Source organism: Pseudomonas sp. IT-P218 (assembly GCF_949767605.1).
Classification (GTDB): domain Bacteria; phylum Pseudomonadota; class Gammaproteobacteria; order Pseudomonadales; family Pseudomonadaceae; genus Aquipseudomonas; species Aquipseudomonas putida_AE.
The window spans coordinates 1-22,476 of the sequence record NZ_CATKQQ010000029.1 but is presented as its reverse complement, the minus strand read 5'-3'; the positions used below and the strand labels follow the sequence as shown (position 1 = coordinate 22,476).

Genomic DNA, 22,476 nt, shown 5'->3' with positions numbered 1-22,476 from the left:
AAGCCGCTCCTACAGGGGATCGAATACAGCCGTGAGAGATTGGTCGACCTTGAGGCCGTCTTCGTTGGCAAGCCAGCTCCTACAGATTTGTGGGGTATGTTGGGTTTGTGGCGTGACACAGATCTGTAGGAGCCGGCTTGATGGCGATGCGGTGGTGGCCGTTATACCGCCATCGCTGCGATGCGGCGACCCGACAAGCCGCTCCTACAGGGGATCGAATACAGCCGTGAGAGATTGGTCGACCTTGAGGCCGTCTTCGCTGGCAAGCCAGCTCCTACAGTGGATCGGGTACGGCCGTGGAAGATGGGTCGGCTGTCAGGCCGCCTTCTGCGGCGACCCGAGAAGCCAGAGCATTAGTAAGGACGTTTCGCCGGCCCGGACTTGTTCAGCACCGTGCCGATCAGGTTGGCCCTGCCCAGGTGATGCAGGCTTTCCTCGATCTCTTTCTTGGTGTTCATGCCATTGGCGACCACCAGCAGCACGCAGTCGAACTTGGGCAGGATGGTAATCACATCGTCCGAACTGAGCACCGGCGGCAAGTCGAAGATCACGACGCGAGAGCTGTAGCGATCGCGCAAATCCATGATCAATTCCCCCACCGCCGGCGACGACAGCACCTCGGTGGACAGCGGGACCGGTTCGCGTGTTGGCAGGACCACAAAACGCGGCAAGGTCGGATTGACCAGGACCTCCTGCAGTTCCGCTTCGTTGGTCAGCAATTCATTGAGCGATTTTTCCATCGGCAGCCCCAGGTAGTTACCCACCTTGGGACAACGCAAATCGAAATCCACCAGCAGCGCTGTCTTGGTCGTGTGGTGCGCGATACTCATGGCAAGGTTGATCGCCAACACCGACTTGCCCGCCTCCGGAGTCGGCGAGGTGATGGCGAGCGTGCGCCAGCCATTTTCCTCCATGGCCTTGAGGACCTGGGTACGCAGCAGGTCGAACGCCCAGCCCATGTTCGAATTCTTGTTGTAGGCGACAATGCGATGGCGCTCCAGGTGCTCTGCCCGCAGCGGTACAACCCTGGTTTGCACGTAACTGAGCGCATTGACCGGTGCAGGCTGCCCGGATGATGAGATCACCAGGCCTGACGAAGGCGATTGTTCGCCCTTACCCAGAGGTGGCTTAATAATTTCCATCGCAATATTCCTTATTCAAACCGCGCCAGAGCTTTGAACATCAGCAGATCCAGTGGCATGTAGAGGAAGTGCAGGAGCACCAGGGAGACCACGATCGACACGACGCCACAGAGCACCAGTATCGTTCGCCACTGTTTGCGACGATCCAGTTCCGCCTGGGTATGAATATAGGGAATGGCAACCAGTACGCGCCTGCCCAGTACACTGGTCAGCGCGTCGACACCACGTACCCGCTGGCTCAGCATCTCGAGCAGCATCACCAGTGCACCCGCCCCTACCGGCGCGAGCACAAAGCCCAGGGCCACGACTTTCTTGCGGTTCGGCCGCACTGGTTTTTCCGGCATCAGCGGCGCCTCGAGCAGCACAAAACGCTCGGCCTTGTTTTCCTGCTCGAGGCTTTCGGTAATCTTCGCACTCATCTCCTTGGTGCGAATTTCCTCGTATTTCTTGCGGGCGTTTTCATGGTCGCGCATCAGCGTGACCAGGCCGCGCTCCACTTGCGGCGCCTCGAGAATCTGGCTCTCCAGGGTCGCGATCTTGTTGAGCAGTTCCTGCTTCTGCGAAGCCAGCGAGCGCATGCGCTGTTCCGAGCCGGCGATGCGCGCCTGCACCCTGGCCACGTCCAGGCTGACCGGGGTGACGGAACTGCCGCGGCCCTGGGTTGCCTGCATGGCGGCAATCTTGCGTTTGACCGCCCGTACATCCGGGTGGGCATCCGTATACATCGCCTGCAACCGGGCGTACTCGGCCTTGAGGCTGGCCAGGTCCTGCACGGGTTCAGCCACCGCACCCGCCGTAGCCGCCCTGGTCGCCAGACCGGCATGGGCCGCCGACAGTTCCAGGTCCTGGAAGCGCAACTCTTCGTTGGCCGCCTTGTAGTCGCGGTCGATATCCTTGAGTTCGAGTTCGGAGCGCGACAACATGTTCATGCGCAGCTCCTGATGCTCGGGCAGCGCATTGCCGTGGGCCTGCTTGAAGTCCGCCAGCTTGTTCTCCAGCACTTCCAGCTCGGTGCGCAGCTTGTTCGCTTCCTGGGTCAGGAACTCGGTGGTTTCACTGGCGCGCTCGGTGCGCTGCTTGATGTTCTCGTTGAGGAACAGCGTCACCAGTTCCTTGGCCACTTCGTTGGCCACTTCCGGCTCCCGGTGCTCGAAGGCCAGGCGAAAGGCAATCGTCACTTCGCCTCGCCCCTTGACCGCCGCACTGACCAGGGCGACCGAAATCGCATTGCGCATCTCTTCGATCTTTTCGGTCAGGGTCAGTCGCCGGCTGCCCGTTTCGAAAAGATTGTACTTGTTGATGATCGCCTCCAGATGCTCGCGGGTCATCACGCGCTGGCGGATGACCTCGATGCGCTCGTCAGCAAAGGTATTGTTGTTCCCCGCCACCAGGTCCGGTGATATCTGCTGCGACTCGACCAGGATAGTCCCGGACGACTGATAGATCGGTGGCATGGACGTCGCCACCAATACACTCGCCCCGATTATCACGGCCACAGTCACAACCAACAGCACGGCCCGGTGTTTGATTACTGCAATGTAGTCGTTGACCGACATTTCGTATTCAGAGGACATAAATACCACGCTGCTGAAGGTCAGAAGTCGGGGTGACTATAGATCAAGGTCATCCCTATGATGTTGGCATCGGCGTTTGGCAAGCCGTCTCGCTCGCGCTCTTTGTAGGTGAAGGATAGGCGTGCAAGCCAAAAAGGCGAGAGTTCGCGACTCACATAGGCGCCGTATGTGCGAAAGGTACTGGGCGCATCCCCTTTGGTTTCCTGCCAGGAGCCATCGACACCGACACGACTGGTCTCGTCGAGCAGATAACTCACGTTACCCCGTAGCTCATCGGATTCGACCAGGCCGTCCTCGCCGTTGGCGATCGTGCTACGACTGGCTTCGACGAAGGACTCGACACGCTCACCGGTGTAACGCAGGTTCACGCCACCCTGGCCCGTGGGTCCACTGTCGCTGTCGGAAACCTTGTTGACGCCGCCGTACACCGATCCCGTGAACCGCTCCGAGATCTGGTAGTTCACGCCGACCACCGGGGTGTAGCTGTTCGAGGAGCCAAGGGTAGTCTCGTCCTTGGGCTCATAGCGCGTCGCTTCGAAACGGGTGAACAGTTCGGTCCGCTCATTCCATTGATAAAGCCAGCTGAAACGGTTGGTCAGCTCATCGTAGTTGGTAAGCGAATCGGTGTCGTATTCGACATGGGTGAGGTCGATTTCGTTGACCAGGGTACTGCGCTCGGTCACCGCACTTCGCCAGTTACCGCCGATGTTCGAGAGCTTCTGCGTGCCGTCGGTCGAGTCTGTTACACCGGTCTGCTGGACTTCCGTGGAAAGCGTCGAACTCTCGATGTATCGCGCCGTGAGTCCATAGCTACCCTTTTCGGTCTCACGCTGCCAGCCAAACGACAGCCTCGGATCTTCTCGATTGGACACGACGTCGGTGTCGGACGAGCGCTCGACATTGACACCCAGGCCAAACTTCCACTGATCCCGATCAAAATTACCCACCAGCGTGTAATCGGGGGCAATGATCGTTCGAGTCACCGCTTTCTCGTCACTCGTCAAGAGCAATGGATTGCTGTCGTGCTCGACTGTCATGGGCAGCGCAACTTCCGACTGCCAGGTGCCGGCGTAGGTCATGCCGGAACATGGCAAAGTCAATATTGCCATCACCACTCCGGTTGTTTGCAATGAACGCAAGTTAATCCTTAATGCATCGCGCAATGTCAGGGAACGACCAGCGTATCGCCGGCCTTAAGTTCGTAGTTAGTGGACATGTCACTCCCGGAAATGAGAGCGCTGTAATCAACGGGCATTACTTTCTGGGTTTTCCCTTCGCGCCGCAAGAGCTTGATTTCGTCCTTGTCCGCAAACTTGTCGAGGGGCCCGGTTTCACCCAATAGTTGCAGGACATCGGTATCACCGGCCAACTGCACCTTGCCAGGCTTGAGTACTTTGCCCTGGACATAGACGACATTGCCCTTGGCCTCGGTGACAACAACGCTGACCACCGGATCGGGATAATATTTGGTGAGTTTGTCAGTGATTATCTTTTCAGCTTGAGACGTATCAAGCCCTTTGACCTTGACCGGCCCTGCCAGCTTCAAAGTGATGTAGCCATTGGGCAGCACATCGACGCGCTCTAATTTCTCCACTGGCTCGCCCCAGATGGACACTTCAACCTTATCTCCAGAATTCAGGAGATAGGGGCTGTCTTCGGCGGCACGGGCCACGCTGGGCACAATAGCCAGCGCACACAGTGCAGGTAACAGTAAACGCAGCATCTGAATTCCTCCGCCTGGTTAGCACATCTAATGAGGATCAACCGTAACAATCAGCGTCCTCTTTAAAGCTGTAACACCTGGAAAAACCTGTCTCGTAAAACTGGCACCTAGATCTTGCGCCGGTTGGCAACAACGATGAATCCCAATAGTGCGGAAGAGAATAACCATACAACCGCAGATACCGGCAGTGCATTGGGTTGAGTGTCGTGGAACGCCGATTCTCCGGTCAGTCCCTTGTCCTGGACTGGATCGATCGCGAATGCCTGCGTGGCAACTTTCGCCATTAAACCGTCGCACGCTGAAGTATTGACGGAAGCATTTGCTCCAGACTTGGATCCAGAATCAGCGCTCGCAAGTTGAGCACTTTGGGTATCTGGCGAAGAGCCACCAAGGTCTGTGCCAAGGCTGGCAGTGGCAGCAGTGGCAGCCCCTGTCGAAGCCACGGCGGCTTGAGCCCGTGCCCCTTCGCAAGCACTGCTTATGCGACTAATTTCATTGGGCAAATTGGCCGCGTGGGCAATGGAAGCGGCTACTCCATTCAGAGTCGCAAATAACACCATCAACTTAATGAAAACTGTCGTCCGCATATAACCGCCTCCCTGCGCTGAGGGTTTGCAATTGGTCGGTTGAAGAAATCTGAATCAGGCTAAATGGAGCCTATAAGCAGATAGCCAGTACGTCAATAGCACGTCACAATAATAAATAGAAATATAAAACCCGGCCGGATAACGTCAAAAAAACGCCGCAATGGATCCAAGCAATGTGCCAGAGACAGCAAGTGATTCTGTGTGCAGCAGCCTCGCAAAAAAACGCTGTCAAACGCACGACGTTCACTTAAATGAATGCAATGAAGATGCCGTCGAGCGATACGTTGATCGCTTCGTATGGAACAAGCGACGCCCTCGCGTTAAAACAGGCGCGCGCCTGCAGCCACGTACAGTTGGCGGTAGGAATCCACCAGTTGCTCAAGGGTAAAGGCGCGATTTCGCCCACTGGGATTGGGCAGGACCCAGACCGCGGCATTGCCAAAGGTTTTCGGCTGCGGCCCCCAGGCAACGTCGCGCTGGGCGGACAAGGCGCAGTACGCCGCCTTGCCGAGAAATGCCACGAAACGTGGCGCAAACCTGCTTATCTTTTGTTCGAAGGCCGCCGCGGCCGCGACAAATTCATCGGTCGACAGCTGATCCGCCCGCGCCGTCGGTCGCTCGACCACCGCGGTCAAACCACAGCGATATTCGAGGATGGACCTGTCTCGTTCCGGTAACAGTTGCTGTGACGTAAAACCGGCGAGGTACAGGGTGCGCCAGAAGCGATTGCCGCGCCCGGCAAAATGGTGCCCCTGGGCCGCGGCCGTCACGCCGGGGTTGATGCCACAAAACACCACGTCCAGTTGCTGCGCCAATATATCGTCGAGCCCCTCACCCACCGCAGATCACATCGACCGCATTAGATGCGAGCGCCGTAAGTTCTGCCCGGGACTTGCCCGCCCGCGCACGGATCGAAATGCTGTGCAGCAGCGATGAAGCCAGTACGGCCAGCGCCCCTGCATCGACATCGCTGTTCAATTCGCCGGCTTCAATGGCGGTGCGCAGGCGCGCCTCCAGATCGGCATCCAGCCTGCCCAGGCGATCGCCCAGCACCTCACGGATCTGCGAATCCTCGACCGCCTCGGTCGTTGCCGTGCCAATCGCGAAACAGCCGCGTGGCTGACCCTCGCCCGAGAAGTAGATCGACAGCTGCCCCTCATAGAAACGCATCAGTGCCTGGCGCAAGGTCAGTGCGCTGTCACTCAGCGCGGCCTGCATGTCGGCGGCGGCAAATTCCCAGTACTGCTCGAGCGCCTTGATGTAGAGGGCATGTTTGTCACCGAAGGCCGCATAGAGGCTGGGGCGATTCATTCCGGCCGCCGTGGCGATGCTGTCCAGGGAGGCGCCGGAATAGCCGGTGCTCCAGAACACACCAAGGGCTTGTTGCAGCGCTGTCTGCGGGTCATACGCGCGGGGCCGGCCGCGGCCTTTGCCCTCTGCCACTTTATTTTGTTCCATATCGTACAAAATCCTTGCAGGAAGGTGGATGAGGGGATATTTTTACACCATCGCACAAAAATAAGGAACCACGAATTCCTTGATCCATGTTTGTTCAAGCGAAGTGCTGTTTCGCCTCGACCCCAAGCCTCTGCAGATCACGATCGAGCGTGCCCAGGCGCAATTGAGTGTGGCGCGGCGGCGCATCGATGGGCTCAAGGCCATCTGCCGTCAACAGCAGGTTGAACGGCAATCGGCCAAGGAGTCGGCGGACTTCGACCAGAAGGGATTTTGCCCGCAAGAAAACCTTGGTCGCCACCGAGTTCGGTCCCGGGCCATTCATGAGCGCGGGCCGGCCTCAAGGCACGCACCCTGGTACGGGTATTGCCGCAATTTCATTTTGAAGAGTTGAATCTGTTTGCGATCTACCCTTCACGAAAATTCGTCGATGCAAAAATAAAAACCTGGGTGGAGTTTCTCAAGGACTACCTGCCCGGGTTGCTGGCTGCCGATGACAAAATTGCCCGCTCTTCAAAAAAAACAAAAAACCTCTGAGGATAGAGTGTCGACCCAACCGGGTTGGTTCATTCGGTAGAGACGATGCTAGGGGTTTAGCCCGGCGCCAAACAGCGCAGCGCCGGACAAACACTGTTAACAAAATGAGGGGGAATGCCCGAGCGATGGCGCGCCTTAAGCCTGTGCAGAAGCCAATGAAGCCACACGCACCCCACTCGATTCCGATTCACGGCGCTCAATTCCCGGCAAAACCTCTGCCGCAGGCGTCCACGCCGGCACACTCGGCATCTCCTTGCGCAAGCTGTGAATCAGGGTGTACGACATCACCAGCAGCAACATGGCGATCGGCAATCCGGCGGCGATACTCGCCATCTGAATGGCCTTGAGTCCCCCGGCGAGCAGCAGGCCCGCCGCAATCGCCCCTTCCAGAATGCACCACAGCAACCGGATCCAGTTGGGCGGATTGGTGCTGCCCAGGGCACACAAGGTGCACAACACCTGGGTTCCGGCATCTGCCGTGGTGACAAAGTGCACACCGAGCAACACGCACACCAGTATCGAGAGAACGGCGCCAACAGTAGGGCCATCCAGTGACTGAACCAGCGTGAACATCGCCGCCGTGGTTTCTTTCTTGGTGGCAAGCAGCACCGTGCCGCCTTCGAACTTCGGTTGCTCCTGACCCACAACCTGGCTGGCAACGGAAGCCTGATAAGCCTGGCGATCCTGCTGTTCGTTTTTCAGCGCAGCACCACCGAACACCGACATCCACAGGATGGTCACCATGGTCGGTACCACCAGCGCCCCGATCACCAGCTCACGGATGGTCCGGCCTTTGGAAATCCGCGCAATGAACAGGCCGACAAAAGGACCCCAGGTCATCCACCATGGCCAGTAGAACGCCGTCCACCAGTTTTGCCATTCGCTGTCTTTCTGCGTGTCCATCCAGAAGCTGAGGCCGACGATGTTTTGTACATAGTCGCCGGTGGATTCGAACATCAAGTTGAGGATGTAGCGAGTTGGCCCGATAGCCAGTACCGCCAACATCAAAATAAATGACAGGTACATATTAAGCGTGGAAATACGCTTCATACCCTTTGACAGCCCGGCAAGTAGCGAAATGCAGGCAATAATACTCACAACCAGAATGATCGATAACTGCAACCCGATACTGACCGGAATACCGAATACCTGATGCAGCCCGGTATTGATCTGCGCAACGCCCAGACCGAGGGACTGCGAAACACCAAAGGCCGTAATGACGACACCCATGATATCGACAACATGGCCGATCCAGCCGTAGATACGGTCGCCAATCAGCGGGTAAAGCAGCGAACGCAGGGCCAGCGGCAAGCCTTTGCGGTAGGCAAAGTAGGCCAGGCTCAGGCCGATCATGGAGAAGATCGCCCATGGGTGCAGGCCCCAGTGGAACAGGGTGATGCGCATCGCCAGGGTGGCCGACTCGTCCGTCAGGCCCTTGGAAAACGGGTTGTCGGCATAGTGCAGCATGGGTTCGGCCACAGACCAGAAAATCAGCCCGATGCCCATGCCCGCACTGAACAGCATGGCAATCCATGAAGCGAAACTGAACTCGGGCCGATCGTGCTCGGTGCCCAGTTTGAGATTGCCGAAACGGCTGACGGAGATATACAGCAGCAAACCGAGTACGCCACTGATCAGGGCGATGTAATACCACTTAAAGTTATGCAGGATAAACACCGAAGCCATTTCAAAGGCCTTGGCTGCCTGCTCGTCTTTAAATGCACAAAACAGAACAAATGAGATCACCGCTAATATCGAAGCGACTGTCACATTCGGATTCAAGCCTTTTAACACGCCTGATTGCGCACGCATTGTTTTCCCCTTTTGTTTTTGTTTAAGGGTTTTAGAGAGTATTCCGCAAGATACTGCCCCCTTGATATCGAATGACATCAGGGCGCTGTATATCTTCAGATTAATTCCGGTCTAACTCGGTTTTGGCAGCATCGCCAAGATGATTGAAACCTGACCATCGTTCAAACCATTTTTAATCACCGACTCATGAGTAAAACGCATCAATAAATCCGGCTCGCCCTCCTCCACTTAACGCCCGTCGACGCACTCACCCACAGGGTCAGCCACCGAAACCAGGTTAGAGCTGGCAATCCCGTTTGGCGTCACCGGATGATGCAGTGGCGCATCCTTTTGCAGGTGCTTACCCGTGACTTTCGCCTGGCCTACGCACAGTGCGAGCAACGCGGCGCTGCCGGCATAGAAAAAGTAGAAGCTTGAGGTGCCGAAGAACTCCATCAGCACACCCGCAATCAGCGGACCGATGCAGGCGCCGACACCAAAGGTGATCAACAACATGCCCGACAGCGAAACGCGCAGTTGCGGCTCCATGTTGTCGTTGGCCAACGCCACGCCCAACGGGTAGAGGCAGAACTGCAGAAAGCCGATCGCCGAGCCGAACCACAGCAGAGTCACGAATGCAGGCGCTTGATTGAAGCCCAGCGGCAGGCTGATGAGCACCAGCAAGACCGCCACCGCGCGGATCAGACTTGCCCGAGGCAGACGATCCGAGAGCCAGCCCAACGGCAACTGCGCCAACAGCCCGGCACCGATGGTCAACGCCATGAGCTGGCCGACCTGTGCTGTTTCCAGTCCCTGTTTGCTGGCATAGATCGCCGCCAGCCCGTAGAAGCTTCCATTGATCATGCCGGACACCAGAATCGTCACCAGGGACTGCGGAATGCGCCGCACAAACAATCGCAGGTCGATCGAAGCCGCGGGCACCGCCGTCGGATGGGCGCTGCGAGTGAGTGCCACCGGCACCGAGCACAGCGCAAACACCATCGCCACACCCAACAGCGCACGGATTCCCAACCCCTCGTCGAGACTCAAGGCCAACTGACCAAGCATCATGCCGACGTAGCTGGCGACCATGTACAGCGCCAGCACGCTGCCGCGCTGCTCGGTCCGGGCCTGGTCGTTGAGCCAGCTTTCCAGCACCATCAGCTGGCACATCATGGCCAGCCCGACCAGCCCCCGCAGCACCAGCCAGAAAGGCAGGGACGTACTGAACTCATGCGCCAGAACCGCTGCCGCAATCAGTCCGGCACAGGCCGCATAGGTTCGAATATGCCCGACCTGTGCGATCAGGCTGCGCCCGACCCAGCCACCCAGCACCATCCCCAGGGCATTGGCGGCCATCAACGCACCACCTGCCGTTTCACTCGCCCCCATCGCATTGAGGCGCAGTGCCAGATAGGTCATCAGCAAAGTCGATCCCAGCTGCATCAACAGGCTGGCCAGATAAAGAGCACCGAAGGTTTTTGTCAGTCTTATCACCGTGCGATCCCCGAGAATTGCGCTTCAAGCCAAGCCGTGAATTTGCTTCCAGTTGCCGGGGTGAACCACATACCCGAACAACGCATGCCCGCCATAAACCAGTTCGGTGCCTTCGGGAATCCACAGCAACTGCCCGGGCGTGACCTCAAAAAGCTCGTCACCAACGCGCAATTCGAAGCAACCCTCGATCACGAAAATCACCTCGTCGTACAGCACCGTCCAGGCCACTTGCGCACCTTCCCAGCGGGCAAAACCCACGCCGATGTTCGGCGAGATTTCGTTGCTGAGGGCTCGCGCCACGTACGCGGCGCCTGGCGGGCCGCCGCGAAAGGTGAAGTCCAGGTCCTGATGGTCGATGCGCAGCACCCGGCGGTTGCCGTTATCCGCCTGGCTCATAGCTCACTCCGGCTGGTCCAGGCCGCCAGGCGAATGCGCGAGCGAACGCCCAGGCCGAGAAAAGGCTCCGGTGGGTTGAGCGAGGGCATGCCGGTCACCGCGCGGATATCGTTGAGCTGTACCGAATCGGCACCCACCGCCAGATCAGCCAGCATCGTCCCGGAGATGGTGCCCCAGGCCGCGCCGACGCCGTTGTCGCACGCCGATGCGTAGACACCGTTTTCCAGTTCGCCAAAAAAGTTGGTGAAGTTGCGCGAGATGGCGTAGACGCCGCCCCAGGTATGGCTGAAAGGCACCCCGGCCAGTTGCGGGAAACGCGCCAGGAAAGCCTTGCGGTGCGAGTCCTGTATTTTCGAACGCATGGCATCGCTGGTGCTGCGGCCGTATTTGGGCACGTGCTTGTAGGTGTTGCGGATGATCAGGCGGCGGTCCTGGGTCATGCGCACCGTCGTGCCGGCGTGATCCGCCGGGGTCAGTCCCCAGTCCAGTTGGCCGCCATAGGTGGCCAGTTCCGCATCGGTCAACGGGCGGGTCCAGCTGGCAAAGGTCATGACCGGCAACAGGCGATTGCGCAGATAGCCGAACTCCTGGGTGAAGATACTCGTGCCCAGGAGCAGCTGTGGGGTACGGATCTGCCCTGCCGTGCCGTGCAGGATCCAGCCGCCACGGCCGTCGCGCTCCAGGCGCTGGATCGGTGATTCTTCCAGCAACTCGACATTGGCCGGCAAGGTCCGGGCCAGCCCCGTGACCAGAGCCGCCGGTTGCATCAGGTAGCAACCGGGGGTGTAGATCGCGCCACTGTAATGACCGGTGCCCAGCACCTTGGCCAGCTCGGCGCTATCGGCCCGGCGGAACGGTTCGCCAAGGTCACTCATCAGGCGTTCGAAATGCTCCAGGTAGGCCAGGCCACGTTCGCCGACGGCGCCCTGGTACTTGCCGGCATGGGACCATTGGCAATCGATCCCACGGGTTTGCACCAGGCCTTGCAACTGCGCAATCGCGGCGCGGTTGAGCGACAGCAACCGCTGTTTGTGCGCGGGGTCCGGATGCTCCAGCGCGAACTTGTGCGGCAGGTCGATCACAAAGCCCGAGTTGCGCCCGGAAGCCCCATGGGCGACCCGTTGCGCATCCACCAACAGGATACGGGCTTGCGGATGATGTTCGGCCAGGCGACGGGCCGCGGCCAGGCCGGCAAAGCCCGCGCCGATCACGGCGTAGTCGGCACGCTGTTCGCCGGACAGGCGCTTGCAGGCCGGTTGTTCGGGCAGCGCTGCATACCAGCCGCAACTCGCATCGTCATAAGGCAGGTTGATCGTGTTTTTCATGGGTCTGGCCTCAGGCGACAGCCTGCTGGGTGTGCTGACAGGATTGCAGCAATGCGCTGCGTTGCGTTTGCGCTTGGCGACCGAGCAGGACAAAGCCGTTGAGCTGGTCCTGGGTGTCATAAAAACCGGCGCACAAGCCATCCTCGGTCGGCGTGCAGCGCCATTCGCCTTCGCAAGCGATGGCAGGCGCCAACAGACACAGCGGCGCGGCCGGGGTCTTGACCGTGACGGGCATCAAGGGGTAGTCGACGGCGGTCGGTTGGCCGAGCAGGGTTTTGCTCAGCGCCTGGATGCCCTGGTTGATCGGCGCCAGGTAAGGCAGCAGCTGCCCGCCAATCTCGATGCAGTCACCCAGGGCGTAGATGCCCGGCACAGAGGTTTGCAGCTGCGCATTCACTTGAATGCCTCGTCCAACCGCCACGCCGGCACTTTCGGCCAGGCTCAGGTCGGGGCGCAGACCGACGGCAGACAACACCAGGTCGGCCTCCAGGGTGCGACCATCGGCGAGTGTCAGGCGATAGCCCTGTCCCTTGGAGTCGATGGCTTGCAGGGTGTTCTGCAGATACCAGTTCACTCCCAGTTCACCCAGCGCGTGCTGCAACATCTGCCCGGCGTCGACGGGCAACAGGCGCTCCATCGGCCAGCGGCCCAGACCGATGACATCGACGTCAAAACCGTTGTGGGCCAGGTCGTTGGCAAACTCGCAGCCGATCAGGCCGTCCCCGAGGATGGCGACACGTCGCACGCCGCCCAGGCGCTCACGGAAGCCGTGATAGTCCTGCAGATTATTGACGCTGATCAGCGCTGAAGTATCGCCCTGGATCGGCAAGCGGATCGGTTGCGCACCGCTGGCGAGGACCAACTGGCCGTACTCCATGTCACCGAAGCTGGTGCGCAGGCGCCGCGCCGAACTGTCGATACCCAGTACCTTGCAGTGTGGATAGACACGCAGGTTCAGACGCTGCTCGATGGCCAGCGGCGATTCGCCGGACAAGGCTTCGGCACTTTTGCCCTGGGACAGCCCGACCGAGAGCGCGGGTTTGGAGTACAGGTGACCGGACTCCTGGGTCAGCACGCGGATCTCGACCTTGGGGTCAGCCTTGCGCAACGCCTGGGCCAGGCCGTAACCGGCATAACCGCTGCCGATGATGACGATCGGCTGACGCGGCGACGGTGCGGCGACAGGCAGCGGCGGCGCGCTGAGCGGCACGCTGGCGACAGCGGCCGCCTGGGTGTACTCACTGATATCGAGCATCTCGAAATCGGCCTTGCCCACGTGGCATTCGGGGCACATCCAGTCTTCGGGGACATCTTCCCAACGGGTGCCGGCGGCGATGCCGTCCTGGGGCCAGCCCAGGGCCTCGTCGTAGATCAGGCCACACACGATGCAAAGCCAGGTCTTGAACATACTATTCACTCCCCCGCCACCCGGATGGCTACGTTCTTGGTGCGCACGTAGCTGTACAAGGCTTCCTGGCCCTTTTCCCGACCAAAGCCCGACAGACCGACGCCGCCAAACGGTGTTTCAATGCCGCCGGCATACCATTCGTTGACGAACACCTGGCCGGATTTCAAGCGGCGGGTGCAGCGCATCGCGCGGCTGATGTCCTGGGTGAACACCCCGGCCACCAGGCCGAATTCAGTGCCGTTGGCGATGGCAATCGCCTCGTCTTCGGTGTCGAACGGCATGATGGCCAATACCGGCCCGAACACCTCTTCCTGGGCAATGCACATCTGCGGGGTCACGTCGCGGAACACGGTCGGGCGCATGAAATGCCCGGCCCGATCAGCGAAGGCTTCACCACCGGTGACCGCTATCGCGCCGTCTTCCACTGCGCGACGGCACAAGTCTTCGATGCCCGCCAGTTGCCCGGCGCTGACCACGGGAGTGAGGTCGGCGTCGTCCTGACCCAGGCCGACGCTGAGCCCCTGGGCCATGGCGACGACGGCCTCGACCACCTCCTCATAAATCTCGCGCTGCACCAGCAGCCGCGACATCGCCGAACAGACCTGGCCGGCATTGAAGAAGATGCCCGACTGGACGCTGGCCAGCAGCTGCTCGCGGTCCGCATCGGCGAAGGCGATCGCCGCGGACTTGCCGCCCAGTTCCATCACGCTGGGAATCGCATGCTGGGCGGCATCGCGCAGGATCGACTGGCCGGTCGGTACGGAACCGGTGAACACGATCTGATCGACAGCGCGATGGCTGACCAGATACGCACCGACTTCGCGACCGCGGCCGCAAATCAGGTTGACCGCGCCGTCGGGCAAGCCGGCCTTGGCAATGGCGCGGATCAGCACGCACACGCCCAGCGGTGAAAGCTCGGGGGACTTGATGACCACCGCATTGCCCGCCGCCAGGGCCGGGGCCAGCGAACGGGCGCAGATCGACACCGGGAAATTCCACGGCACGATCTGGGCCGAAACGCCCATCGGGTCGTACAGGGTAAAGTCCATGTAGCCATTGCCCAGCGGGATCGACGTGCCCTCGATCTTGTCGGCCATGCCGGCGTAATACTCGAAGTAGCGCGCCGCCTCGATGAACTCGTCCCGGGCATCGCAAAGACGCTTGCCGTTTTCCTGGCACAGCACCCAGGCGCCCTCATCGGCCACAGCGCGAATTTCCTCGGCAATGCGCAGCAGCCAGGTGACCCGCTGCGCAGGACGCGCACGGGTCAGCTCAGCGCTGTCGGCACAGCGGCGGGCAGCCAGTAACGCCCGCTCGGCATCGGCGACACTGGCCTGGGCAATGGTCGCGACCGGCTCGGTCGTTCCCGGGTTGTGCACCGCCAGATGCTGGTCGCTGTCGCGCCATTGACCGTCGATGTAATTGAGCCAGTGGGAGGCTATCGGATACATGGGACCTCCTCAGGCAGACGGTGTGGTGGCGAGCAGTTGACGCGCGGCCCACTGGTGGAAGAAGTGCGTCGGGATGTCCATTTCCGGAGAGAACGCCCCGCCCTTGTAGCCTGGGGAATGACGGCCTTTCTGCATGCCTTCGACCGAGCTGATGTCCTCGGCGAACACCACTTTCCAGGACTCCAGGATCGCCTCGCGGCAAGCGCTGAACTCATCGCTGCCGGCCGCGTCGTCGCCCACATAGAACAGGCGCAGGTGTTCGATGGTGCGTCCCGGCGAGACCGGCTCCAGCTGCATGGCGAAGGCATGGTCGGCCTGGATGCCGAGCAGCACGTTGGGGAAGAATGCGACATATTCGGCGTTGCGCAGGCGATCCAGCGGCCAGGCCGGGAATTTCGGCAGATGCGTGCCGGCAACGTCCGACAGGTTGTAGGCGTAGCTGCCCTGGCCGGCGAAATGCTGGTCAAAAATGATGTTGTAGTGGTCTTCCAGGCGCGAGTACGAGTTCAGGCTCGGGTGCACCCACGGCAGGTGGTAGGCTTCGCAGTAGTTTTCCACCGCCAGCTTCCAGTTGCAGTTGATGTCCAGCGTGGTGGCGTCATGTCCCGGACGACGGCGCAGCAGGCTCATGCCATCCTCGCCGAGAAACTGCGTCCAGCGTGTGGTCAAGGGCGCCAGCATGTCTTCGAGCGGTTTTGCATCGCCGGACAGGTTGATGAACACCATGTCCATCCAGATCGCGCTGCGGATCGCTTTCAAGCCGTGTTTTTCACAGGCGAAGCGGTCGTCCTTGTGCTGGTCGATGCCGCCGACATGGGGAGTGCCGCGCAGCCCGCCATTGAGGTCGTAGGTCCAGGAATGGTAAGGGCAACGAATGACGCCCTGCACCTCACCGGCCTCCTCCACCAGCTTCATGCCGCGGTGGCTGCAAACGTTATGGAACACCTGCACCAGGCCTTCGCGGTTGCGCATCAGCAGCAAAGGCAAGCCCATGAAATCGACAGGTTTGACCGAACCGGCCTTGCCCAGATCACTCGCGAAACCGACACAGGCCCAGGTTTTACCCATGACCTGATCGCGCTCAAGCTCGAAGTAGCGTTGCTCGGTATAGAACTCGTTGCCGAGGCCGGTCGCTTCGTGGATCGGATTGAGGACGGTTTCAAGCTGATGCACAGGAATTTGCTGGATGCTGCTCATTATTGTTCTCCCCTGCTGGGCACGGTATTGGAAGGTCGGCAGGCGCATTGGCCAAGGTCCGCTGGCAGCCAGTTTGGGAAAACAGGGGGTGTCACGACAAACGATATTTGCGGCGCGACTCATGACTTTTTGTCATAAATATACGCATGCGAAAGTGGCCGCTCGGCATTAAAAATACCGAGGGCTCGAGATATGAGACTTAGAGTGATTCAGTGGGTCTGAATGACAGCCATGGCAACTTCGTTACTCGTCGTCCTGCGGCGCTGGCAGTTGATTCATCAGCCAGGTGCGAAAGCGTTTTACACTTTGCCGCATGCCAGAACGCGTCAAGGGTTCCAGCAAACAGAACTGGGCGTCTGTGCGTAACACGGTGTCGAGCGGTCGTACCAGGGCACCCTTGTGCAGGTGATCATCGACCAGATTCGACCAGGCCAGCGCAATACCCTGTCCGCCGATAGCCGACTGGATCAGCATCGAGTAGCTATTGATATTGATCCGGCGCTTGGGCTCGACGTTTTTCAAGCCCAGGCTGCGGAACCATTCGGGCCAGCCGATCCAGTCCCGCTGCGGGTCGTCGAGGAACAGCCAGGTGCAGGCTGCCAGGTCCTCAGGCTTGCTCAGGTCTGGATGCTTGGCCAGGTAAGCGGGGCTGCACACCGGGAAGACCTCTTCGGAAAACAACGGCGTGACCTGCATGTCCCTGGGCGGCGTCCGGCAGTAATACAGGGCCAGGTCACAATCCAGGCGAGAGAAATCCTTGACCTGGTCATGGGCGATGATCCGCAGGTCGATCTCTTCGTTTTCCCGTTGGAATTCACTCACTTTAGGCAACAGCCAAAGTGAAGCCATCGCGGTACTGGTGGCGACCGTCACTTGCCCGGCGCCCTGCCAATGGCGAATTTCACCCGTGGCCTGGGCCACCTGCAGCAATGATGCACGGACCGTTTCATAATATTGGCTGGCTGCCGGGGTCAGGTGAATCGTGCGGGTGGTGCGTTCGAACAGAACCTTGCCCAAATAGTCTTCAAGCAGTCGAACCTGTCGACTGATTGCCCCTTGGGTGACGTTCAATTCCTGCGCAGCCAGGGTAAAACTCAAATGCCGCGCTGCCGCTTCAAACGCGACCAGGCTGTTGAGTGGCGGTAAAGGGTGGATTTTCATACAAGGCAGGTCACGTCGTTATTATGTTTTATCGCGGCAGTCTAGCCCCTGCCGTAGCGGGTGGACAGCGGCATCGATAGCTCGCTGCCGGATGCTTCAGACGCAGACCTGGATTGGGTAAATAGCCATTATTGCAGGCGCTGGCGATGCTCTTCCCTGAACTGTCGCCAGGACCTTTTTCAAATCAAACGAGATTGACCGTGACGTTGATGTTGTTGCGGGTGGCTTTGGAGTACGGGCAGTACTTGTGGCCGGTATCCACGAGTTTTTGCGCGGTTTCGCGATCCAGGCCCGGCAGGCTCACATTCAGCCGTGCCTGCAGCAGGTAGCCGCCTTCATTGGTGCCCAGGTCGACTTCGGTGTCGACGGCAACGTCCTTGGGCAGTGCAACTTTCAGTTCCTTGGCGGCGACACCCATCGCGCCAATGAAACAGGCTGACCAACCGGCGGCGAACAGTTGCTCCGGGTTGGTGCCGCCGCCACCGGCGCCAGGCGACGATAGCTTGATATCGAGAATGCCGTCGGAACTGCGCGATGCGCCATCCCGGCCGCCGGTGGTGTGGGTTTTTGCGGTGTACAGGACTTTGTCGAGCTGGGTCATGATGATCTCCTGATTGAATTGAGGTTCATGCAATGTCAGGTGAATCGGCGTTCCGGCTGGGTGCCAGGCATTCAATATAGACGGCGTTGCCCGACCCGGCGCCCGATCCGACAAAGGCCATAAAATCAAAAGATCGCAGCCTGCGGCAGCTCCTACAGGCCACGGTATTGTAGGAGCTGCCGCAGGCTGCGATCTCTTGATCTTACTTACGCGCCAACTTGTACTTCAAACAATCATCATAAAAACTCTGCCGAACCGCCGCCGGTTTGATCCGCGTCGGGCTGTCGTAAGTTTGTTCGGTAATGCCCATTGCCATCATCCGCATCCACGACTTGGCGAACTTGTACGACTGGATTTTTTGCCGCGCCGCATACAGCGAAACCCCGGACAACTTGAGTTCCTGGGCTCTTGCCGCGGTGCCCGCGCCCCAACTGCACATATAAGTATCACCGGGCTTCAGTTCCCTGGCCTGGGCAGAAACCGTAAGACCCGCGACGCCGAAAGAGATCAGCACGACCCAGACATTGCGCATTTGCATTCCACCTAACCGCCTGAAAATGAAGCGATTCTGGCGACAAGCGAAGAACATGGGGGCCAGCATAATGCCTTCTGTGCAATTCCTTGACCTGCATCAGTAAACGAAAGTCATTTTCTTGCGACATTTCAAAACTTTGCTATAGCTAAGCTCTCTCCGCCAACTAAAGAGGCAACGGAATGTCAGTCGCAAAGAAAATGAGTGTGGGGCAACTGACGATGTTGACCGCAGTCAACATGTTGGGCTCAGGGATCATTCTACTTCCCTCTAAACTCGCGGAAGTCGGGGGAATTTCGATACTTTCCTGGCTGATCACTGCCACCGGTTCACTGGCATTGGCCTATGCCTTTGCACGATGCGGGATGCTCAGCCGAAAAACGGGGGGCATGGGCGGATACGCCGAGTACACCTTCGGCAAGGCCGGTAACTACATCACCAACTACACCTATGGCCTCTCGCTGTTGATTGCCAACGTGGCGATCAGCATTACCGCGGTCGGCTATATCCAGGAGCTTTTCCACATTCAACTGGATTCGCTGCAAGTGGGCCTGGCGACCATTGCGCTGCTGTGGATCACCACGTTCGCCAACTTTGGCGGTGCGCGGATTACCGGCCGGATTGGCGCAGTCACCGTCTGGGGCGTGATTGCGCCGGTGGTGCTGGTGTCCACCGTGGGCTGGTTCTGGTTCGACAGCAGCGTGTACGCCGCTGGCTGGAACCCGCACAACATGGGCTGGCTCGACGCCGCGGGGGCCTCGGTAGCGATCACCTTGTGGGCCTTCCTCGGCCTGGAATCGGCGTGCGCCAACACCGATGCGGTGGAGAACCCCGAAAAGAACGTACCGATCGCGGTTCTCGGCGGCACCCTCGGCGCGGCGGTGATCTACATCGTGTCCACCAACGTCATCGCCGGCATCGTCGACAACCCGGAACTGGCCGCCTCTACCGCTCCGTTCGGCCTGGTCTTCGCCAAGATGTTCACCCCCCTGGTGGGCGACATCGTGATGGCCGCGATGGTGCTGGCCTGCATCGGCTCGCTGCTGGGCTGGCAGTTCACCATTGCCCAGGTCTACAAAAGCTCGGCGGACACCGGTTACTTCCTGTCGATCTTCGCCAAGTCCAACAAGGCCGGAACCCCGATCGTCGGCATGCTGGTGCTGCTGGCCGCGCAAACGGCGCTGGGTTTCCTCACCATCAGCCCGGACCTCAGTAAACAGTTCGACACCCTGGTCAACCTCGCGGTGGTCACCAACCTGGTGCCCTACATCCTCTCCATGGCCGCGCTGATGACCATGCAGAAGGTGTCCAACGTACCGGCCGGCAAGGCGCTGGCCACCAACATCATTGCCTGGGTGGCCGCGGCCTACAGCTACCTGGCGCTCTACAGTTCGGGCGAGCAGGCGCTGATGCTCGGCGGCGTGGCGACCATCTTCGGCTACACGCTCTTCGGCTTCGTCAACAATCGCCTGATTCGCCTTGAAGCGCTCAACAACAGCGTGCCGACACAGACCGTCAGCGCGCAGCACCTCACTGGCAAACCGGTGCCGGTGAACAGCCTGAATAAAGCCACTCTGGAGGTTAACGCATGACGGACTATAAACATTCACTCGGGATGCTCGCGCTATTGGTCAGCGACCCGGCGGACAAGCGCACAGTGTTTGGCCGCGCCCTGGATCAGTTGGTCAGCGACGTAGAGGGTCGTGGCGTCAGCGTACTGGCCTCGGAAAGCCTCAGCGATGCGGCGTCGATCCTGCGTTCGGACCCGGCCGTGCAATGCGTGCTGATCAGCTGGGAAATGGACACCAGCAAAGATCACGAAGACTGCATCAAGTTGCTGGTCAAACTGCGCGAACGCAACACCCGCGTGCCGGTGTTCCTGATCAGCGACCGGACCACCGCGTCGAGCATTCCTTTATTGGTCATGCAACACGCCGACGACTTCATCTGGCTGCCCGAAGACACCAGCCGCTTCCTCAGCGGACGTATCATGGCGGCCATCGAGCGCTATCGCCAGGCCGCCCTGCCGCCGATGTTCGGGGCACTGGTGAAGTTTGCCAGGTCCTACGAATATTCCTGGCACACCCCCGGTCACGCCGGTGGCACGGCGTTTCTCAAAAGCACTGCGGGCCGGGCGTTCTACGAGTTCTTCGGGGAAAACCTGCTGCGTTCCGACCTGTCGATCTCGGTCGGTGAACTGGGTTCGCTGCTCGATCACAGCGGCCCCATTGGCCAGGGCGAGCGCTACGCGGCCAAGGTGTTCGGCGCCCATCGCACCTACTACGTCACCAACGGCTCGTCGATGTCCAACCGCGTGATCCTCATGGCCAGCGTCACGCGCAACCAGATCGCCCTGTGCGACCGCAATTGCCACAAGTCCGCCGAGCACGCGATGACCCTGTCGGGGGCGCTGCCGACCTACCTGGTGCCGACGCGCAACCGCTACGGCATCATCGGCCCGATCCTCCCGCAAACCCTGAGCGCCGAAGGCGTGAAAGCGGCCATTGCCAACAACCCGATGGTCAAGGACGGCATCGACCCGACGCCGGTCCACGCGATCATCACCAACTCCACCTACGACGGCCTGACCTACAACGTCACACGCGTCGAAGAACTGCTGGGCCAGAGCGTCGACCGCCTGCATTTCGACGAAGCCTGGTACGGCTACGCGCGTTTCAACCCGCTGTACCGCGACCGCCACGCCATGCACGGCAGCCCGGACGATCACGATGCGTCGAAGCCGACCGTGTTCGCCACCCAGTCGACCCACAAGTTGCTGGCGGCCCTGTCCCAGGCCTCGATGATTCACGTGCGCAACGGCCGTAATCCGATCGAACACGGGCGTTTCAACGAGTCGTACATGATGCACGCCTCGACTTCGCCGAACTACGCGATCATGGCCTCCTGCGACGTCAGCTCGGCGATGATGGAAGCGCCCAGCGGGCAGATCCTCACCAGCGAATCCATCGAGGAAGCCGTGTCTTTCCGCCAGGTCATCTCGCGCATGCACCACGAGATGCTGAGCAAGGACGACTGGTTCTTCACCTGCTGGCAGCCGCCGACCGTGCAGGTGGGCAATGCCACGGTGCCGTTCCACGAAGTCGATCCTGTGTTGCTCAAAACCGAGCCGAACTGCTGGGTACTTCACCCCAACGAGGTGTGGCACGGTTTCGGTGACATCGAGGAAGGCTACTGCATGCTGGACCCGATCAAGGTCTCGGTGCTCAGCCCCGGCATGGGTGATGACGGCAATCTACTCCCGACCGGCATCCCGGCGTGCGTGCTGACCGCGTACCTGGGGCGCCAGGGCATCGTCGTCGAGAAAACCACCGACTTCACCATCCTGTTCCTGTTCTCCATCGGCATCACCAAGGGCAAGTGGGGCACCCTGGTCAACGCGCTGCTGGACTTCAAGCGCGACTATGACGACAACGTCGAACTGGAGCTGTGCCTGCCGGATCTGCTGGCCGGTAACCAGACCCGCTACGCCGGCATGGGCCTCAAGGACCTGGCTGACGAAATCTTTGCCGCCATGAAGCAACACAAGACCACCTCGGCCATGTCCCAGGCATTCGGCACGTTGCCGCAAGCGGTGTTCAGCCCGGTGGAGGCCTACGAGAAACTGGTGCGCAACGAGATCGAACTGGTCACCCTGGAACAGGCCGCCGGGCGCATCGCCGCCACCGGTATCGTGCCGTATCCACCAGGTATTCCGTTGCTGATGCCGGGTGAGAACGCCGGGGCTGCCGACGGTCCGTTGCTGGCCTATCTCAAGGCGCTGGAAGCCTTCGACAAATCCTTCCCTGGATTCACCCATGACACCCACGGGATCGAAGCCGAGGCCGGGGTTTATCGGATGCTGGTACTGAAGTAGGCAAGCCAATGTGGGAGCTAGCCTGCTAGCGATGGAGTGTCAGTCGACATCAATGTGGATGACCCACCATCGCCAGCAGGCTAGCTCCCACAGGGGATCTCATTCCACATCTGGATCTACGTCGGTCCAAATGCCTATGGGCAAATTCAATCACAGCGCCAACCCTGCCCGCCCGGTGACTCCTATCTCAAGGCGCTGGAAGCCTTCGACAAATCCTTCCCGGGG

The 22,476-nt window shown here is 59.9% G+C and carries 19 protein-coding genes and 3 pseudogenes; 4 read left to right on the top strand and 18 right to left on the bottom strand.

Annotation, left to right across the window (positions count from 1 at the left end; translation table 11 throughout):
• Positions 1–353: 353 nt before the first annotated feature.
• The 7 genes from ACM6I6_RS17365 to ACM6I6_RS17335 all read right to left on the bottom strand — a co-directional run bounded on the left by ACM6I6_RS17365 (position 354) and on the right by ACM6I6_RS17335 (position 6,484).
• Positions 354–1,142 carry a CpsD/CapB family tyrosine-protein kinase gene (locus ACM6I6_RS17365; protein WP_274076944.1) on the bottom strand — a complete coding sequence of 263 codons (789 nt, stop codon included), beginning with the start codon at positions 1,140–1,142 and terminating at the stop codon, positions 354–356.
• A gap of 11 nt (positions 1,143–1,153) precedes the next feature.
• Positions 1,154–2,716: a GumC family protein gene (locus ACM6I6_RS17360; protein WP_414920308.1), complete on the bottom strand. Its 1,563-nt coding sequence runs from the start codon at positions 2,714–2,716 to the stop codon at positions 1,154–1,156.
• A 20-nt stretch (positions 2,717–2,736) separates the two neighbouring features.
• The gene (locus ACM6I6_RS17355; protein WP_414920307.1) at positions 2,737–3,825 is read right to left on the bottom strand and encodes a hypothetical protein; all 1,089 of its coding nucleotides are present in this window, start codon (positions 3,823–3,825) and stop codon (positions 2,737–2,739) included.
• Between the two features lie 56 nt (positions 3,826–3,881).
• On the bottom strand, positions 3,882–4,439 hold the full coding sequence (locus tag ACM6I6_RS17350; protein ID WP_406592295.1) for a polysaccharide biosynthesis/export family protein: 558 nt from the start codon (positions 4,437–4,439) through the stop codon (positions 3,882–3,884).
• Between the two features lie 107 nt (positions 4,440–4,546).
• Positions 4,547–5,026, bottom strand: coding sequence for a hypothetical protein (locus ACM6I6_RS17345; RefSeq protein WP_274076940.1), 480 nt, complete (start codon positions 5,024–5,026; stop codon positions 4,547–4,549).
• A 320-nt stretch (positions 5,027–5,346) separates the two neighbouring features.
• Complete coding sequence (gene mug / locus ACM6I6_RS17340) at positions 5,347–5,865, bottom strand: G/U mismatch-specific DNA glycosylase (RefSeq protein WP_414920306.1); 519 nt, start codon at positions 5,863–5,865, stop codon at positions 5,347–5,349.
• Entirely contained in the window at positions 5,858–6,484 is a 627-nt protein-coding gene (locus tag ACM6I6_RS17335; RefSeq protein WP_414920305.1) for a TetR/AcrR family transcriptional regulator, read from the bottom strand. Before ACM6I6_RS17335 ends, mug begins: the two co-directional genes overlap by 8 nt.
• Positions 6,485–6,584: 100 nt before the next feature.
• On the opposite strand from ACM6I6_RS17335, the pseudogene ACM6I6_RS17330 reads away from it, so the two are divergent.
• Together ACM6I6_RS17330 and ACM6I6_RS17325 are read left to right on the top strand one after the other, a co-directional pair.
• Positions 6,585–6,789, top strand: a pseudogene (locus ACM6I6_RS17330) (HlyD family secretion protein); the annotation flags it as partial.
• 28 nt (positions 6,790–6,817) lie between these two features.
• Positions 6,818–7,018: pseudogene (locus ACM6I6_RS17325) on the top strand (LysR family transcriptional regulator); the annotation flags it as partial.
• A gap of 135 nt (positions 7,019–7,153) precedes the next feature.
• On the opposite strand, the gene ACM6I6_RS17320 reads toward ACM6I6_RS17325, so the two are convergent.
• The 11 genes and pseudogenes from ACM6I6_RS17320 to ACM6I6_RS17270 form a co-directional block, all read right to left on the bottom strand.
• Positions 7,154–8,830 (bottom strand): BCCT family transporter, encoded by a 1,677-nt coding sequence (locus tag ACM6I6_RS17320; RefSeq protein ID WP_323607920.1) that lies wholly within the window; start codon positions 8,828–8,830, stop codon positions 7,154–7,156.
• A 228-nt stretch (positions 8,831–9,058) separates the two neighbouring features.
• A complete protein-coding gene (locus ACM6I6_RS17315; RefSeq protein ID WP_274076935.1) occupies positions 9,059–10,306 on the bottom strand; it encodes an MFS transporter in 1,248 nt (415 codons plus the stop codon).
• A gap of 24 nt (positions 10,307–10,330) precedes the next feature.
• On the bottom strand, positions 10,331–10,702 hold the full coding sequence (locus tag ACM6I6_RS17310; protein ID WP_274076934.1) for an ethanolamine utilization protein EutQ: 372 nt from the start codon (positions 10,700–10,702) through the stop codon (positions 10,331–10,333).
• Positions 10,699–12,027 (bottom strand): FAD-dependent oxidoreductase, encoded by a 1,329-nt coding sequence (locus tag ACM6I6_RS17305; RefSeq protein WP_323607921.1) that lies wholly within the window; start codon positions 12,025–12,027, stop codon positions 10,699–10,701. Before ACM6I6_RS17305 ends, ACM6I6_RS17310 begins: the two co-directional genes overlap by 4 nt.
• 10 nt (positions 12,028–12,037) lie before the next feature.
• Positions 12,038–13,282 (bottom strand): FAD-dependent oxidoreductase, encoded by a 1,245-nt coding sequence (locus ACM6I6_RS17300; RefSeq protein ID WP_414920309.1) that lies wholly within the window; start codon positions 13,280–13,282, stop codon positions 12,038–12,040.
• Positions 13,271–13,435 (bottom strand): annotated as a pseudogene (locus ACM6I6_RS17295) (rubredoxin); the annotation flags it as partial. The pseudogene ACM6I6_RS17295 and the gene ACM6I6_RS17300, both read right to left, overlap by 12 nt.
• 5 nt (positions 13,436–13,440) lie before the next feature.
• Complete coding sequence (locus ACM6I6_RS17290; RefSeq protein ID WP_414920304.1) at positions 13,441–14,886, bottom strand: aldehyde dehydrogenase family protein; 1,446 nt, start codon at positions 14,884–14,886, stop codon at positions 13,441–13,443.
• 9 nt (positions 14,887–14,895) lie between these two features.
• Complete coding sequence (locus ACM6I6_RS17285; protein WP_414920303.1) at positions 14,896–16,083, bottom strand: aromatic ring-hydroxylating oxygenase subunit alpha; 1,188 nt, start codon at positions 16,081–16,083, stop codon at positions 14,896–14,898.
• Positions 16,084–16,326: 243 nt separating this feature from the next.
• Positions 16,327–17,244 (bottom strand): transcriptional regulator GcvA, encoded by a 918-nt coding sequence (gene gcvA, locus ACM6I6_RS17280; protein WP_274076930.1) that lies wholly within the window; start codon positions 17,242–17,244, stop codon positions 16,327–16,329.
• A 184-nt stretch (positions 17,245–17,428) separates the two neighbouring features.
• Positions 17,429–17,845, bottom strand: a complete 417-nt coding sequence (locus tag ACM6I6_RS17275) for an organic hydroperoxide resistance protein (RefSeq protein WP_274076929.1) — start codon at positions 17,843–17,845, stop codon at positions 17,429–17,431.
• A gap of 202 nt (positions 17,846–18,047) precedes the next feature.
• Complete coding sequence (locus ACM6I6_RS17270; protein ID WP_414920302.1) at positions 18,048–18,377, bottom strand: hypothetical protein; 330 nt, start codon at positions 18,375–18,377, stop codon at positions 18,048–18,050.
• A 182-nt stretch (positions 18,378–18,559) separates the two neighbouring features.
• Between ACM6I6_RS17270 and potE the strand changes: the two genes are divergently transcribed.
• Positions 18,560–19,969: a putrescine-ornithine antiporter gene (potE, locus tag ACM6I6_RS17265; RefSeq protein ID WP_274076926.1), complete on the top strand. Its 1,410-nt coding sequence runs from the start codon at positions 18,560–18,562 to the stop codon at positions 19,967–19,969.
• Positions 19,966–22,251 (top strand): Orn/Lys/Arg decarboxylase N-terminal domain-containing protein, encoded by a 2,286-nt coding sequence (locus tag ACM6I6_RS17260; RefSeq protein ID WP_274076925.1) that lies wholly within the window; start codon positions 19,966–19,968, stop codon positions 22,249–22,251. The genes potE and ACM6I6_RS17260 overlap by 4 nt, the downstream gene beginning before the upstream one ends.
• Positions 22,252–22,476: the final 225 nt, after the last annotated feature.